Below are 14,664 nucleotides of genomic sequence, written 5' to 3' on the forward strand. Positions count from 1 at the left end.
GATTGCGCGGCAATGCCGGACTGCTGATCGCGGGTGCTGTCGCGCTGCTCGCCGTGGGATGGGCGCTGGCGCCGTCGGTCTTCGCGGGCGGCGACCCGCTGACCGGCGTGCCCGCGCAGAAGTTCCAGGGCCCCAGCGCCGAACACTGGTTCGGCACCGACAATCTCGGACGCGACCTCTACACCCGGATGGTGCACGGCGCCGGGCTCTCGTTGACCGCCACGCTGGCCGCCGTCGGCATCGCGTTCGTCGCCGGGTCGCTGCTCGGCCTGCTGTCGGGCGCGATCGGCGGCGTGGTCGACACCGTGGTCATGCGTTCGGTCGATGTGCTGCTGTCGGTGCCCGCGCTGCTGCTGTCGCTCGCATTGGTCACCGCGCTCGGCTTCGGCACCGGCAATGTGGCGATCGCGGTGGGCGTTTCGCTGGTGGCCAATTTCGCGCGGGTGATGCGTTCGGAAGTGCTGCGGGTCCGGCAAGCGGGGTACGTGGAGGCGGCCCACGCCGCGGGGTTGCGCTGGTACACGGTGCTGGCCAGGCACGTGCTGCCCAATGCCTACCAGCCCGTACTCGCCTTGGCCGCGGTCGAATTCGGCATGGCGGTGCTGGCGGTGTCGGCGCTGAGCTTCCTCGGATACGGCGCGAAGCCGCCCACCCCCGAGTGGGGCACGCTGATCTCGGAGGGCCGCAATTACCTCGCGACCGCGTGGTGGATGACCACCCTGCCCGGGTTCGTCATCATCGCCGTCGTGCTCGCCGCACAGCGCCTCGGACGCGCGATCGGGAAGGGAGAACACCCGTGAGCGCCCCGGCATCTCCGCTGCTGCACGTCCAGGACCTGCGGGTTCGGTATCGGTCGGGAACCGGCGGGGCCACCGCGCTGAACGGGGTGTCGCTCACGGTGGCCCGCGGCGAGGTGGTGGCGCTGGTCGGCGAATCCGGCTCCGGCAAGTCCACGCTCGCCCACGCCGTGATCGGCCTGCTCGGGTCGAACGCCGAGACCACCGGGGGGACCGTGACCTTCGACGGCGCCGTGGTCGACACCGGCTCCGAACGCGCGCTGCGGCGGCTGCGCGGAGTTCGCATCGGGTTCGTCCCCCAGGACCCCGGGCTGTCGCTGAACCCCGTGCGGCGCGTGGGTGATCAGGTGGCCGAAGCACTGGTGGTGCACGGACTGGCCGACCGCAAGGCGGGGCGGGCGCGGGCGATCGAACTGCTGGCCGACGCGGGACTGGATCGGCCGGAACTGCGGGCCGCTCAGTACCCGCACGAGCTGTCCGGTGGACAACGTCAGCGGGTGCTGATCGCCGCGGCGCTGGCCTGCGCACCGGACCTGGTCATCGCCGACGAGCCGACGAGCGCGCTCGACGTGACCGTGGCGCGCCGGGTGCTGGACCGGCTCGCCGAGCAGATCGCGGCGCGCGGCACGGCGGTGCTGCTGATCACCCACGATCTGGCCGTCGCCGCCGAACGCGCCGATCGGCTCGTCGTGCTCAACGGCGGCGAGGTGGTGGAGAGCGGCCCGACCGCCGAATTGCTGGCCACACCGCGCCACCCGTACACCAAGCGCCTGCTCGCCGCCTCGCCCAGCCTCGCTCCGGCGGGCGGCTACCGCGAGCCCAAGCCACGCGGCGGTAAGCCGCTGCTGGTCCTGCGCGAAGTGCACAAGACCTTCCGGGCCCACGGGGGCGACAGCGTGACCGCGGTGGCCGGGGTCGGCTTCGAACTGGGCCGCGGCGAGACCCTCTCGTTGGTCGGCGAATCCGGGTCGGGCAAGTCCACCACCGCGCGGATCGCGTTGCGGCTCACCGAACCCGATCGGGGCGAGGTCACCTTCGACGGACAGCCGCTGTCGAAGGCACGCGGGTCGCGGCTGCGCGCGCTGCGCAAACGCTTCCAGGTGGTGTACCAGAACCCTTACGCCTCGTTGGATCCGCGCTGGCGGGTGGGCTCGATCATCGAAGAACCGTTGCGCGCGTTCGGAGTCGGCAGTCGCGCGCAGCGGCGCGAGCGGGTGGCGGAGTTGCTGGCGCAAGTCGCGCTGCCGTCCGGGTTCGCCCAGCGCAAGCCCGCCGAGCTGTCCGGCGGGCAGCGTCAGCGCGTCGCCATCGCCAGGGCGCTGGCGCTGCGTCCCGAGCTGCTGGTGCTCGACGAACCGGTCTCCGCGCTGGACGCCTCGGTGCAGGCGCAGATCCTCGAACTGCTGGACGGCCTGCAGGCCGAACTGGCGCTGAGCTACCTGTTCATCTCGCACGATCTGGCGGTGGTCCGCCGCATCAGCGACCACGTCGCGGTGTTGCGGCGCGGCCGCATCGTCGAATCCGGCCGCACCGCGGAGATCTTCGGCAACCCGCGGCACGAGTACACCCGCGAGCTCTTGTCGGCCATCCCGGCGCCCGCAGTCCCGAAAGGCGTGTCGTAATGCCCCGTCCGACCTACCGCCACAGCCGGGTGCTGAACCGGCAGCAGCGCTGGGCCCCGTGCCGCAGCCGCCCGGAACCCGCCGTCGCGTCCTGCGCGATCACCCCTCCCTCCGCACCGGAGCCCACCACCGGCCACGAGCCGTGGTGGCACCGACCGAAAAGGATCGCCCTGATGGTGTACTCCGCCTTCAACCGGAAACCGGCCGCCACCGACGCCGAACCGTCTCCCGCGCCGGACATCCCGGCCGCCCCCGCCGGCGTCGCACCCGATACCGCGCGCTGGTGGCGCACCCGTCTGCGCGCCCCGCGTGCCGCCGACACCTCCGGCAACCCGCGCGTGCACGCCGTGGCTCCTGTCCGCGCCGAACGCGACCGCCGCGCCGTCCGGTCCGCGCGAGGCATGCGCGCCGCACTGTGGCAGCAGGCGCTGCTGCTGGGACCCGATGTCGCCGGATCCGGGACCCATCCGGCGCTGCGGCAGCAGATCGAGGCGGAGGGCACGGCCTGATGGCGCACTCCGGCTTCTTCCTCGCCGTCGAAGCGGCGGGCACCGGCGCGCACCCCGCGTCCTGGCGGCGTGCCGACTCACGCGCGGAGGACCTGTTCACCGGACGGTATTGGACCGAGGTGATCGTCGCGGCCGAGCGAGCGGGCATCGACGCGGTGTTCCTGCCCGACTCGTTCGGCGTGCAGCCCGGCGGCCCCGGCGCCACCCGCGGCAGGCTCGACTCGGTCGCGATCGCCGCCCACGTCGCGGCCGCCACCCACCGCGTCGGTCTGATTCCCCAGGCGCCGGTCACCCACACCGAACCGTTCCATCTGGCGAAGGCGATCCAGAGCTTGGACTTCGCCACGCTCGGCCGGGCGGGCTGGGAGGTCACCGTCTCCGAAGGAGACGAGCAGGCGCGTGCGTTCGGGCGCAAACCGGCGCAGGACGCGGCCGCGCTGTGGCACGAGGCCGACGAGGCGATCGAGGTCGCCACCCGGCTGTGGGACAGCTGGGAGGACGACGCGGAGATCCGCGACGCCTCGACCGGCCGCTTCGTCGACCGGGACAAGCTGCACTACATCGACTTCACCGGCGACAACTTCGCCGTGAAGGGGCCCTCCATCACACCGCGCTCCCCACAGGGCCAACCGATCGTCGCGGTGCGCGCCGACGGCGCGGCCGCCACCGCGGTCGCGCTGCGCCGCGCCGACCTGATCCGGATCGGCGCGGACGATCTCGACGCGGCGCGGGCACGGCGCACCGCGTTGCGCGCTGCGCTCGCGGACGCGGGCCGCGACCCGGACAGCGTGCACGTACTGCTTGATCTCGACATCCACCTGGCCGGCTCCGCAGACGCGGCACGGGCGGAAGCGCACACCTTGGACGGCTGGGCCGGCCCGGTCCGCACCGCGGCGCCCAGCGCCCTGCGCCACCTCGGGACCGCAGAGACGCTGCGCGAAGTGCTCGCGGCGGTGGACAGCGCCGAGGCCGCCGACGGTGTCGTCCTGCGCCCGCTCGCGCTTCCGGCCGCCGTGCGCCTGCTGCCCGCGATAAACCGGAAGCCGCTGTCGTACAGCACATTACGCGCACGCCTCGGGCTGCCCCGTCCGGAGAGCCGCTACGCCATCAGCACGAAAGGCACCCCGTCGTGACCGACAAGCCGCGCAAGCCGGTCCACCTCGCCGCCCACTTCCCCGGCGTGAACAACACCACCGTCTGGAGCGACCCCGAGTCGGGCAGCCAGATCGATTTCGCGTCGTTCGAGCATCTGGCGCGTACCGCCGAGCGCGGCCTGTTCGACTTCTTCTTCCTCGCCGAAGGGCTGCGGCTACGCGAACATCGCGGCCGCATCCACGACCTCGACGTCGTGGGCAGGCCGGACACCTTCACCGTGCTCAACGCGCTGGCCGGGGTCACCGAGAAGCTGGGATTAGCCGGCACCATCAACAGCACCTACAACGAGCCGTTCGAGCTGGCCAAGCAATTCGCCTCGCTCGACCATCTCTCCGGCGGCCGCGCGGCCTGGAACGTCGTGACCTCCTCCGACGCGTTCACCGGCGAGAACTTCCGGCGCGGCGGCTATCTCGAGCACCGCGAGCGCTACCACCGCGCGGCCGAGACCGTCGAGGTGACCCGCGCGCTGTGGGACAGCTGGGCCGCGGACGCACTGGTCGTCGACCGGCAGGCCGGTGTGTTCGCCCGGGAGATCCCCGAAACCCGCCATCGCGGAGCACAGTTCGACATCACCGCCCGATTCGTGCTGCCGCCGAGCCCGCAGGGTCACCCGGTGCTGTTGCAGGCGGGCGACTCCGAGGACGGCCGGGAATTCGGCGCTGCCACGGCCGACGCGATCTTCACCGGCCATGGCACCCTCGAGGACGGGCAGCGCTTCTACGCCGACCTGAAAGGTCGCCTGGCCAAGTACGGGCGCACCCCCGACGAGCTGAAGATCTTCCCCGCCGCCACCTTCGTCCTCGGCGACACCGAGGCCGAGGCGCAGGAACGCGCCAGGCACATCCGCCTCCAACAGGTCGGCCCGCAGACCGCGATCGCCTTCCTCGAACAGGTCTGGGGCCGGGATCTGTCCGGATACGATCCGGACGGACCGCTGCCCGACGTCGAGCCCGTCGACGACGTGAACATCACCCGCGGCCGCGTGCGGCACGCCAAGGATCCCCGCGCCGTCGCCGAGTCCTGGCGGGCCAGAGCCGAAGCCGAAGGGCTCAGTATCCGGGAGCTGATCATCGAGGTCACCGCGCGCCAGCAGTTCGTCGGCACGCCCGCGGCGGTCGCCGAGCGGATCGACGCCTACGTGCAGTCCGACGCCGCGGACGGTTTCATCCTCGTCCCGCACCTCACCCCGCACGGGCTGGACGAATTCGTCGACCGGGTCGTCCCGGAACTACAGGAGCGCGGCAGCTTCCGCACCGAGTACGCCGGAACCACCTTGCGCGACCACCTCGGCCTGCGCCATCCCCACCGTCGCACCACCGCCCACGAAGGAGCCGAAGCGTCATGACCACGAGCATCACCACCGTTTTCGAGACCGAGTGGGCACGCTGGCACCACACGCGGGAAGACCGACTGCGCGACCCGCTCGGCTTCCTCGGCCTGACCGCGCTGCACTGGCTCACCGACCGCCCCGAACGCCTGCCCGATCTGCCCGGCACCTGGTGGGTCACCGACGAGAAGGTGTTCATCACCGCCCAGCCCGCCGACCGGCTCGAATACGACGGGCTCGGCATCGCGGGCGTACAGATCGTCACCCCTGCCGAAGGGGCGCCCGGGCTGCACGTCCGGCAGGAGCGGCGGGTGCTCGAGGTGATCCGCCGCACGGGCCGCTACGCCGTTCGGGTGCACGACCCCGCTTCGCCCGCCCTGCTGACCTTCGACGGCATCCCGGCCTACCGGCCCGACCCGCGCTGGGTGGTCCCGGGACGCTTCACGCCGTTCGCGCAGCAGCGGACCGTGATCACCGGCGCCGTGGTCGAGGGGCTCGAGCACCACCACAGCGCAGCGGGCACCATCGAATTCCGCATCGGCGAGGTGACCGAACGCGTCGTCGCGTTCGGCGACCAGGACAACCTGCGGGTGTTGTTCACCGACGCCACGAGCGGTGTGACGACCTACCCGGCGGCGCGATCGCTGACCGTGGGCACGCCGGAGGCGGACGGCACGGTGCTGCTGGACTTCAACCGCGCCGCGAATCTGCCGTGCGCCTTCACCGATTTCGCGACCTGCCCGGTGGCGCCCGCGCAGAACCGGCTGCGCGTGGCCATCGAAGCGGGCGAGCAGGACCCGCGGCGGGGACGTGCCGCATGAGCGGCCGGTTCGTTCCCCTCTCGATCCTGGACCTGTCCCCCATCAGCGCGGGCTCGACCGCGCAGCAGGCCCTGCGCAACACCGTCGATCTGGCCCAGCACGCCGAACAGTGGGGCTACCACCGCTACTGGCTGGCCGAACACCACTTCGTCTCGGTGGCCAGTTCCTCCTCGATCACCCTGATCGGGTTGGTCGCGGCGGCCACCGAGCGGATCCGGGTGGGTTCGGCCGCGGTGCAGGTGGGTCATCACACCTCGGCCTCGATCGTGGAGGCGTTCGGCACGATCGACGCGCTGTACCCGGGCCGGCTCGACCTCGGCCTCGGCCGGTCGGGTCATCGACGCGGCCAGTTCGGCGCGGAGGCCGCGCGGCCCGCGCGCGGCAAGCCCGTGGTCGGCACGGTGACCGGACGCACCGAGATCCGTGACGGCGTGGTCGTTCCGCCGCCGTTCGATCCGGGCCGCATCCTGGACCGGTCCAAGTTCATCGCCTCGGTGGGCGCCCTCCAGCAGCGCGGCGCGCAGCCGCTGGAGTTCGCCGAGCAGATCGGCGAGGTGCGCGCTCTACTGGCGGGCACCTTCGTCAGCCCGGAAGGCGTTGCGTTGCACGCGGTTCCCGGTGAGGGCGCGCAGGTGCGGCTGTGGCTGTTCGGCAGCACCGCGGGCGAGAGCGCGGAGCTGGCCGGGCGGCTGGGGCTGCCGTTCGCCGCGGCCTATCACGTCTCGCCGGGCACCGCGCTGGACGCGATCGAGGCGTATCGCGCGGCGTTCCGCCCGTCCGCCGAGCTGGCCGAGCCGTACGTGGTGATCTCCGCGGACGTGGTCGTGGCCGAGGACGACGCCACCGCGCGGCGGCTGGCCGCGAGCTACGGCCACTGGGTGCACAGCATCCGCAGCGGCGCGGGCGCGGCCGACTACCCCGATCCGGCGACCATCGCCCCGCTCACCGCGGAGCAGCGACGCCTGGTCGACGATCGCCTCGCCACCCAGTTCGTGGGGTCACCCGGCACCGTCGTGGATCGGCTGTCCGCGCTGCAACGCGTCAGCGGAGCGGACGAACTGCTGGTGACCACGATCACCCACCGGCACGCCGATCGGCTGCAATCGCATCGGCTGCTCGCCGAGGCGTGGGGGCTGCGCGCGGCCCGCGCGGCCTGACGCTGCGCCGGCCGGTGCGCGCTCGAAGCGCACCAGCCGGTCACCGAGGCCGCCACAGTGCTCGCCGGAGCGGCTCGAATGCGCCGTCCGGGGACGAGCGGCCGCCGGCACGGCGTCGAAGCGGCCCGTGCCGCGCACGTAGCGCACCCGAGACGGAAGTCTCAGACGCTGACCGGGGCGGCCGTGACGCCGTAACCGAGGTTGGTCAGCACCTCGCTGGTCGCCTTGGCGAAATTGAGCGTGATGAAGTGCAGGCACGGCGCGCCCTCGTCGATCAGCCGCTGGGCGATCTCGGTGGCGATCTCGATGCCCGCCGCGCGCACCGCCGCGGCGTTCTCCTCCCCGCCGTCGCCCGCCGCCGTGCGCAGCCGCCGCATGACCGAGTCCGGCAGCGGCCTGCCGCACAGCTCCTCGGCGCGCTGCACCGTGCGCAGCGACGTGATCGGCATCAGCTCCGGAATGATCGGCTTGGCGCCCTCGATCGGGTCCAGCGCCGCCAGCCGATCGCGCAAGCGCAGGTAGTGCTCGACGTCGAAGAACATCTGGGTGATCGAATACTCCGCTCCCGCACGCAGTTTCGCGGCCAGGAACGCGGTGTCGGTCGCCAGGTCCGGCGAGCGGTGGTGGCCCTGCGGGAACGAGGCCACACCGACGTGGAAGTCACCGAGGTCGCGCACGATACGCACCAGCTCCTCGGCGTAGGAGACGCCCTGCGGATGCTTGTGCCACTCCCCCAGCGGGTCGCCCGGCGGGTCGCCGCGCAGCACCAGGATGTTGCGGATACCGGAGTCGGCATACGCGCCGACCAGCGAGCGCAGCTCCGCGACGCTGTGCTCCACCGCGGTCAGATGCGCGACCGGCAGCAGCGTCGTCTGCTGCGCCAGCTCCCCGGTCACCCGGACGGTGCGGTCGCGCGTGGAACCACCGGCGCCGTAGGTCATCGACACGAACGCGGGATGCATGCACTCGAACTGCCGCACGGCGCGCCACAGCCGCGCCTCGGCGGCGGCGTCGCGGGGCGGATTGAACTCCACGGAGAACGGCACCGCATGCCCGGCGTGAGCCCGCAGACTCTGTACGACCGAAGGTGTTCCAGAGACGTTCGGGTGCGTCCGGGACGGCCGGCCAGGGGTCGAGCTTCCCCGCACGTTGTCGAAAGTCACCGGTTCAGTGTAGAGGTGGCCGGTGGCGGCCCCGTCGGGTCGCTCGGACGTCCCGCGTATTCTTCGCTTCGAGCGACATGTTCGCCACGCCGAGCGACACGCGCGACCGCCCCCCGCTCGGCCCCGAATCACCCGCAGCGCCCGGGCACCCTCCGCGACCCCGTGCGTGAACCATCCGCACGACCTTGGAGGCTCCTCTGTCCGCCGCAACCGGTACTCAGACGCCGCGTCCCGCGGTGCCGCAGCCGGGCACCCCCGCCTTCGTCACCGCCGTGGAAGACGCCCTGACCAGTTTCTTCGCCACCCGCCGCCCGACGACCGAGCGCCTCGGCACGGTCTTCGTCGAGGCCACCGACGCGCTCGAGCAGTTCGTGTTGCGCGGCGGGAAACGCACCAGGCCGGCGTTCGCGTGGACCGGGTGGCTCGGAGCGGGCGGCGATCCGCACGCCCCCGAGGCCACCGCGGTGCTCACCGCCTGCTCCGCCCTCGAACTCGTCCAGGCCTGCGCGCTGATCCACGACGACATCATCGATTCCTCCCGCACCCGCCGCCGCTTCCCCACCGTGCACGTCGACTTCGAGCAGCGCCACCGCGACCGCGGCTGGGCGGGCGACTCGGCGCACTTCGGCACCAGCGTGGCCATCCTGGTCGGCGACCTGGCGCTGTCCTGGGCCGACGACATGGTGCACGCGTCCGGACTGACGCCCGCGGCCATCGCCCGGTTCGCCCCCGTGTGGGCCGACATGCGCACCGAGGTGCTCGGCGGTCAACTGCTCGACATCAACGGCGAGGCGGGCGGCGACGAATCGGTCGAGGCCGCGCTGCGGATCAACCGCTACAAGACCGCCGCCTACACCGTCGAACGCCCGCTGCACCTCGGCGCCGCCATCGCCGCCGCCGATCAGCAGCTGATCGAGGCCTACCGCCGGTTCGGCACCGCGATCGGGATCGCCTTCCAGCTGCGCGACGACCTGCTCGGCGTATTCGGCGATCCGGCCGTCACCGGCAAGCCCTCCGGTGACGACCTGCGCGAAGGCAAGCGCACCGTGCTGCTGGCCGAGGCGCTGCGCCGCGCGGACGAGACAGATACCGCCGCGGCCGCGCTGCTGCGTTCGAGTATCGGCACCGACCTGAGCGCCGAGCAGGTGCAGCGGCTGCGCGCGCTGCTCGCCGAACTGGGCGCGGTCGACGAGGTGGAACGCCGGATCGCCGAACTCACCGACAGCGGTCTGGCCGCCATCGAAGCCAGTTCGGCGACGCCGGTGGCCAAGGAACGGCTGCGCGCGATGGCGCTGGCCGCGACCAAGCGCGCGGCGTGAGCCGGGTATCGGGCGCCACGGCAAGGAGACGAACCGGATGAGAACCGTTGCGGGACCGACCGATCGCGTCGTGGTGGTCGGCGCGGGCCTGGCCGGCCTGTCGGCCGCCCTCTACCTGACCGGCGCGGGTCACACGGTCACGCTGCTCGAGCGGGCCGACCACCCCGGCGGCCGGGTGGGGCGGTACCAGTGCGCCGATTACGAGATCGATTCCGGCGCAACCGTCCTCACCCTGCCCGAACTGATCACCGACGCGCTCGCCGCCGTGGGCCGCGCGCCGGAGACCTGCGAGCCCCCGCTGCGCATCCACCGGCTGGCGCCGGGCTATCACGCCCGGTTCGCCGACGGCGCGCAGATCAGGGTCTTCGCCGACCCGGACGCCATGGCCGCGGAGGTCGAGCGGACCTGCGGCCCGGCCGAGGCACGCGGATACCGGCGCCTGCGCGCATGGCTGGCGCGGGTCTACGCGGCGGAGTTCACCGAGTTCATGGACACCAACTTCGACTCGCCGCTGGATATGGTGCGCCTCCCCGAAAAGCGCCGCGCGCTGGTCGAATTGGCACGTCTCGGCGGGTTCGGCAGGCTCGGCCCGCAGGTGCGCCGGTTCCTGCGGGATCCGCGCCTGGCGCGCCTGTTCACCTTCCAAGCCCTCTACGCGGGCATGCCGCCCGCGCAGGCGCTCGCCGTCTACGGCGCGATCCCGCATATGGACACCTCGCTGGGCGTCTACTTCCCCGAGGGCGGTATGCGCGCGATCGCCACGGCGCTGGCGCAGGCGTTCGCCGAGGCAGGCGGCACGCTGGAACTGAACGCCGAGGTGGTCGGCATCGACTACGCGGGCAGGCGGGCCCGGCGCGCCCGCACCGCCGACGGGCGCTCGTTCGACTGCGACGCGCTCGTGCTCACCGCCGACCTCGGCTCGCTGGACCGTTTCGGTGTGCGACCGCGGCGCGGGCTGCGCGCCTCGCCGTCGGCGCTCGTCGCGCACGGCACCGTCCCGGCCGCGGTCGCGGCGCGATGGCCGGTGCAGGCGCACCACACCATCGAGTTCGGGCAGGCCTGGGACCGCACGTTCACCGAGATCACCGCCCGCCGCGGCCGCGGCAAGCTGATGAGCGACCCCTCGCTGCTGCTGACCCGGCCCGCTCTGACCGATCCGAGCCTGTTCGTCGAACGCGGCGACGGACGCCACGAGCCGTTCTCCTTGCTCGCGCCGTGCCCGAATCTCGCGGCGGCGCCGCTGGACTGGCCGCGCCTCGGCCCCGCCTACCTCCGCGAGTTGCTCACCGTGCTGGAAGCGCGCGGCTACCGGGGCATCGCCGAGCACTTCACCGTCGACCGGCTCGACACACCTCGGACGTGGCTGGACTACGGCATGTTCGCGGGCACGCCGTTCTCCGCCGCACACCTCTTCCGGCAGACCGGCCCCTTCAGGTCGCGCAATTTCCCGCGCTCCAGCGACAACGTGGTTATCGCCGGTTGCGGCACCACTCCGGGCGTGGGCGTGCCGACCGCGCTGTTATCCGGAAAACTGGCGGCAAACCGCATCGCGGGCGAGGTCGGGCACACTTCGCGTGCGACCCCGCGCACCAGCCGGATAGTGTTCGAGACGACGCCGTAAACTAAGCGCCGACCTATTCGCTCGCGGTTGCGACCGCCGACCACTCGGGGGGACCGACACCAGATGGCATCCCCCGAAACGCGCACCGCAGAGGCCGCCTCCGCCGGTGACACCCGTCCCTCGTCGCCCGCCTCCGCACGTCGCGAATCGGCCACCGATCGCGGTTTCCTGTGGTGGATGCGCACCTGCGCCGACTTCGCCAGAAGCCCGGAGGGCCATGCCGCCCTGCTCGGTTTCTTCGGCGCGATCATGATCATGTTCGGCGGTTTCGGCGCGGGCAGCGTGCGCAAGCGCGACCCGCTGCTCGAGGCCATGCACCTGTCCTGGCTGCGGTTCGGGCACGGTTACGCGCTGTCGACCATCTGCATCTGGATCGGCGTGCTGCTCATGATCACCGCCTGGGTCCGTCTCGGGCGCGCCACGATCGGCACCGGCGACCGGACCGGCGCCGAGGTGACGCTCAACGAGTTGCGCGCCATCGTCGGCATCTGGATCGCGCCGCTGTTGTTCGCCGTGCCGATGTTCAGCCGCGACGCCTACTCCTACCTCGCCCAGGGCGCGCTGCTGCGCGACGGCTTCGACCCCTACCAGGTCGGCCCGGTCGCGAATCCCGGTGTGCTGCTGGACAACGTCAGTCCGGTGTGGACCACAACCACCGCGCCCTACGGCCCGGTCTTCCTGCTGCTCGGTCGCGCGATCACCGCCGTGACCGGCGACAACGTGGTGGCGGGCACCATCGCGATGCGGCTGGTCATGCTGCCCGGCCTGGCGCTGATGATGTGGGCGGTGCCGTATCTGACCAAGCACCTCGGCGGCAAGCCGACCGTCGCGCTGTGGCTGGCTGTGCTCAACCCGCTGGTGCTGATCCACCTGATCGGCGGCGTGCACAACGAGATGCTGATGGTCGGGCTGATGTGCGCGGGCATCGCGCTGGTGCTGGAGCGCCACCACGTGGCGGGCATCGTGGTCGTCGCGATCGGTGTGGCCATCAAGGCGACCGCGGGCGTCGCGCTGCCGTTCCTGGTCTGGATCTGGATGCTGCACGAACGCGAACGCCGCGCCGCCCAGCGGGTCGGGCGCGATCCGGCGCACCTGCCCGCCAGCGAGCAGCCCGGCGACGCCGCGGAGCCGACGGAGGACATGCCGCATCCCGCGCTGATGTTCGGCAAGATCGCCGGGCTCGGGCTCAGCGTGTTCGCGGTCGTGTTCGTCGCCGCCTCGGCCATCGCGGGCGTCGGCATCGGCTGGCTGACCGCGTTGTCCGGGTCGAAGAAGATCATCAACTGGCTCTCGCTGCCGACCGTGATGGCGCACGCGATCACCTGGATAACCCCGCTGCGGCTGGAATCGGTGCTCGAGGTGACCCGCGCGATGTGCGCGCTGGCCCTGGTCGCCGTGCTCGCCCTGACCTGGTGGCGCTTCCGGCACAGCGAGCGCGAGGCAGTGCTGGGCATCTTGATCGCGTTCGTCGCGATCGTCATCCTCTCGCCCGCCGCGCTGCCCTGGTACTACTCGTGGCCGCTGGCGCTGGCCGCCGGTTTCGCGCTGTCCACCACGACGCTGATGGCGCTGGTCGGCGTATGCACCTGGTTGATGCTGGTCTTCCAGCCGGACGGTTCGATCGGCCTGTACAACTTCTGGCACGTCGTCGCCGCCACCTTCGCCGCGAGCGTCGCGGCGCTGTCGCTGCGCACGGTGGACCCGCTGCGCCTGCGCACCACGCCGCCGAGCACGGTCACGGCCACGCCCGGCGAGGCCACCGCTTCGCCCGCCGCACGATGACCGAAGGCCGGCTACCCAGTTCCGCCCTGCTCCCGCTCGCCTACCGCGAGTGCAGGCAGATCGCCGCCACGCACGGCCGCACCTACTTCCTGGCCACCCGGCTGCTCTCGGCCGAGCGACGGCCCGCCGTGCACGCGCTGTACGCGTTCGCGCGCATGGTGGACGACGTCGTCGACCGCACGGGCCATCCCACCGCCGCGCACGACAGCAACCCGGTCACCGAAATCGACCGAATCGAGCGGGACCTGCGGGCCGCGCTGGGATCGCACACCGGCGACGCGCTGCTGCCTTCCCACCCGAATCCGGAGCACGACCGAAGCCGGGAAGCGGGCCTACGGCCCCGCGCCCTCGTGCTCGCCGCCGTCACCCATACCATCCACCGCTACGGCATCGCGGCGCAGCACTTCTGGACGTTCTTGGACTCCATGCGCATGGACGCGCCCGGCGCACCGTCCTTCCGTAACCGCTACGCCACCATGACCGAGTTGCGCGCCTACATGCGCGGCTCCGCGGCCGCGATCGGATTGCAGCTGCTGCCCGTGCTCGGCACCGTCGTCCCGGTGCCGGAGGCCGAGCCCGCCGCCGCCGCTCTGGGCGAGGCGTTCCAGCTCACCAACTTCCTGCGCGACGTCGCGGAGGATCTCGACCGCGACCGGGTCTACCTGCCCGCCGATGCCCTCACCGCGTTCGGCGTCGACGACGACCTACTGTTCGAATGCCGGCGCACCGGCCGCACCGATCCACGCGTCCGCCGTGCCCTCGCCCATCTCATCGCGGTCAACCGGGACCTCTACCGCCGCGCCGAATCCGGTATCGACCTGCTCGAACCCCGGGTACGCCCCGCCATCCGCACCGCGGCCACCCTCTACTCCGACATCCTGCACCACATCGAACGCAGCGACTACGCCGTCTTCGACCACCGCGCCGCGGTGCCGCGCCACCACCGCCTGCGCGTAGCCGCCGCCGAATTCACCACCGCCACCCTCCGCAGCCGCCTGGACCGCTGAGGATCATCCCGGCCCCGTCCATCCCAGAGGGATCCGGCCGTCCACCGCCGACCTCCTGCTACCGGGGAACCACGGACCTTCGCCCGTCCGCGCCGCAGACCTCGGCGAACAGCACTGTTCACTCATTTCCGAGCAGCCACCACGTCACGACGAGAAGCAAACGCCGAACGTTCAACCCACACCACACCCATGGCGAACTTCAGACAGCACAGTTCCTCGAGACCCACCCAACCACCCCAGCTCAACCACCAGTTTCAAGTAGAGCGGAACCGAGCATCCGCCGTTCGCGGCCCGGCTCACCCCGAGAAGCCACCCACGCCGACCGCGCGCCCGATGCCCTGAAACGGAGAACAACGCGCCCAGCTCACCACAACCACGACTTCC

Annotated in this window: 12 protein-coding genes; 11 read left to right on the top strand and 1 reads right to left on the bottom strand. The window is 72.0% G+C overall.

What is annotated here, in order from left to right; genetic code table 11:
* The first annotated feature begins 2 nt into the window (after positions 1-2).
* Genes NG1_RS33120 through NG1_RS33150 form a run of 7 tightly spaced genes read left to right on the top strand, consistent with a single transcriptional unit; the run spans position 3 to position 7,388 of the window.
* Positions 3-800 carry an ABC transporter permease gene (locus NG1_RS33120; RefSeq protein WP_084499378.1) on the top strand — a complete coding sequence of 266 codons (798 nt, stop codon included), beginning with the start codon at positions 3-5 and terminating at the stop codon, positions 798-800.
* Positions 797-2,419 carry a dipeptide ABC transporter ATP-binding protein gene (locus NG1_RS33125; RefSeq protein WP_062977549.1) on the top strand — a complete coding sequence of 541 codons (1,623 nt, stop codon included), beginning with the start codon at positions 797-799 and terminating at the stop codon, positions 2,417-2,419. The genes NG1_RS33120 and NG1_RS33125 overlap by 4 nt, the downstream gene beginning before the upstream one ends.
* Complete coding sequence (locus tag NG1_RS33130; protein WP_062977551.1) at positions 2,419-2,928, top strand: hypothetical protein; 510 nt, start codon at positions 2,419-2,421, stop codon at positions 2,926-2,928. Before NG1_RS33125 ends, NG1_RS33130 begins: the two co-directional genes overlap by 1 nt.
* Positions 2,928-4,061, top strand: a complete 1,134-nt coding sequence (locus NG1_RS33135) for an LLM class flavin-dependent oxidoreductase (RefSeq protein ID WP_062977553.1) — start codon at positions 2,928-2,930, stop codon at positions 4,059-4,061. The genes NG1_RS33130 and NG1_RS33135 overlap by 1 nt, the downstream gene beginning before the upstream one ends.
* Positions 4,058-5,428 carry an NtaA/DmoA family FMN-dependent monooxygenase gene (locus NG1_RS33140; protein ID WP_062977555.1) on the top strand — a complete coding sequence of 457 codons (1,371 nt, stop codon included), beginning with the start codon at positions 4,058-4,060 and terminating at the stop codon, positions 5,426-5,428. Before NG1_RS33135 ends, NG1_RS33140 begins: the two co-directional genes overlap by 4 nt.
* Positions 5,425-6,231, top strand: a complete 807-nt coding sequence (locus NG1_RS33145; protein ID WP_062977557.1) for a DUF1684 domain-containing protein — start codon at positions 5,425-5,427, stop codon at positions 6,229-6,231. The genes NG1_RS33140 and NG1_RS33145 overlap by 4 nt, the downstream gene beginning before the upstream one ends.
* On the top strand, positions 6,228-7,388 hold the full coding sequence (locus NG1_RS33150; protein WP_062977559.1) for an LLM class flavin-dependent oxidoreductase: 1,161 nt from the start codon (positions 6,228-6,230) through the stop codon (positions 7,386-7,388). Before NG1_RS33145 ends, NG1_RS33150 begins: the two co-directional genes overlap by 4 nt.
* Before the next feature lie 161 nt (positions 7,389-7,549).
* Here the strand turns inward: NG1_RS33150 and NG1_RS33155 are convergent, their stop codons facing one another.
* The gene (locus NG1_RS33155; RefSeq protein WP_062977562.1) at positions 7,550-8,551 is read right to left on the bottom strand and encodes a methylenetetrahydrofolate reductase; all 1,002 of its coding nucleotides are present in this window, start codon (positions 8,549-8,551) and stop codon (positions 7,550-7,552) included.
* A gap of 185 nt (positions 8,552-8,736) precedes the next feature.
* Here NG1_RS33155 and NG1_RS33160 point away from each other — a divergent pair, with 185 nt between their 5' ends.
* From NG1_RS33160 to NG1_RS33175, 4 genes are all read left to right on the top strand, one after another.
* A complete protein-coding gene (locus NG1_RS33160) occupies positions 8,737-9,870 on the top strand; it encodes a polyprenyl synthetase family protein (RefSeq protein WP_062977564.1) in 1,134 nt (377 codons plus the stop codon).
* Between the two features lie 37 nt (positions 9,871-9,907).
* A complete protein-coding gene (gene crtI, locus NG1_RS33165; RefSeq protein WP_062977566.1) occupies positions 9,908-11,491 on the top strand; it encodes a phytoene desaturase family protein in 1,584 nt (527 codons plus the stop codon).
* A 63-nt stretch (positions 11,492-11,554) separates the two neighbouring features.
* The gene (locus tag NG1_RS33170; RefSeq protein WP_084499376.1) at positions 11,555-13,273 is read left to right on the top strand and encodes an alpha-(1->6)-mannopyranosyltransferase A; all 1,719 of its coding nucleotides are present in this window, start codon (positions 11,555-11,557) and stop codon (positions 13,271-13,273) included.
* Complete coding sequence (locus NG1_RS33175) at positions 13,270-14,280, top strand: phytoene/squalene synthase family protein (RefSeq protein ID WP_062977568.1); 1,011 nt, start codon at positions 13,270-13,272, stop codon at positions 14,278-14,280. The genes NG1_RS33170 and NG1_RS33175 overlap by 4 nt, the downstream gene beginning before the upstream one ends.
* Positions 14,281-14,664 lie beyond the last annotated feature (384 nt).

Origin of the sequence: Nocardia gamkensis NBRC 108242 (assembly GCF_001612985.1) — a bacterium.
Lineage (GTDB): Bacteria > Actinomycetota > Actinomycetes > Mycobacteriales > Mycobacteriaceae > Nocardia > Nocardia gamkensis.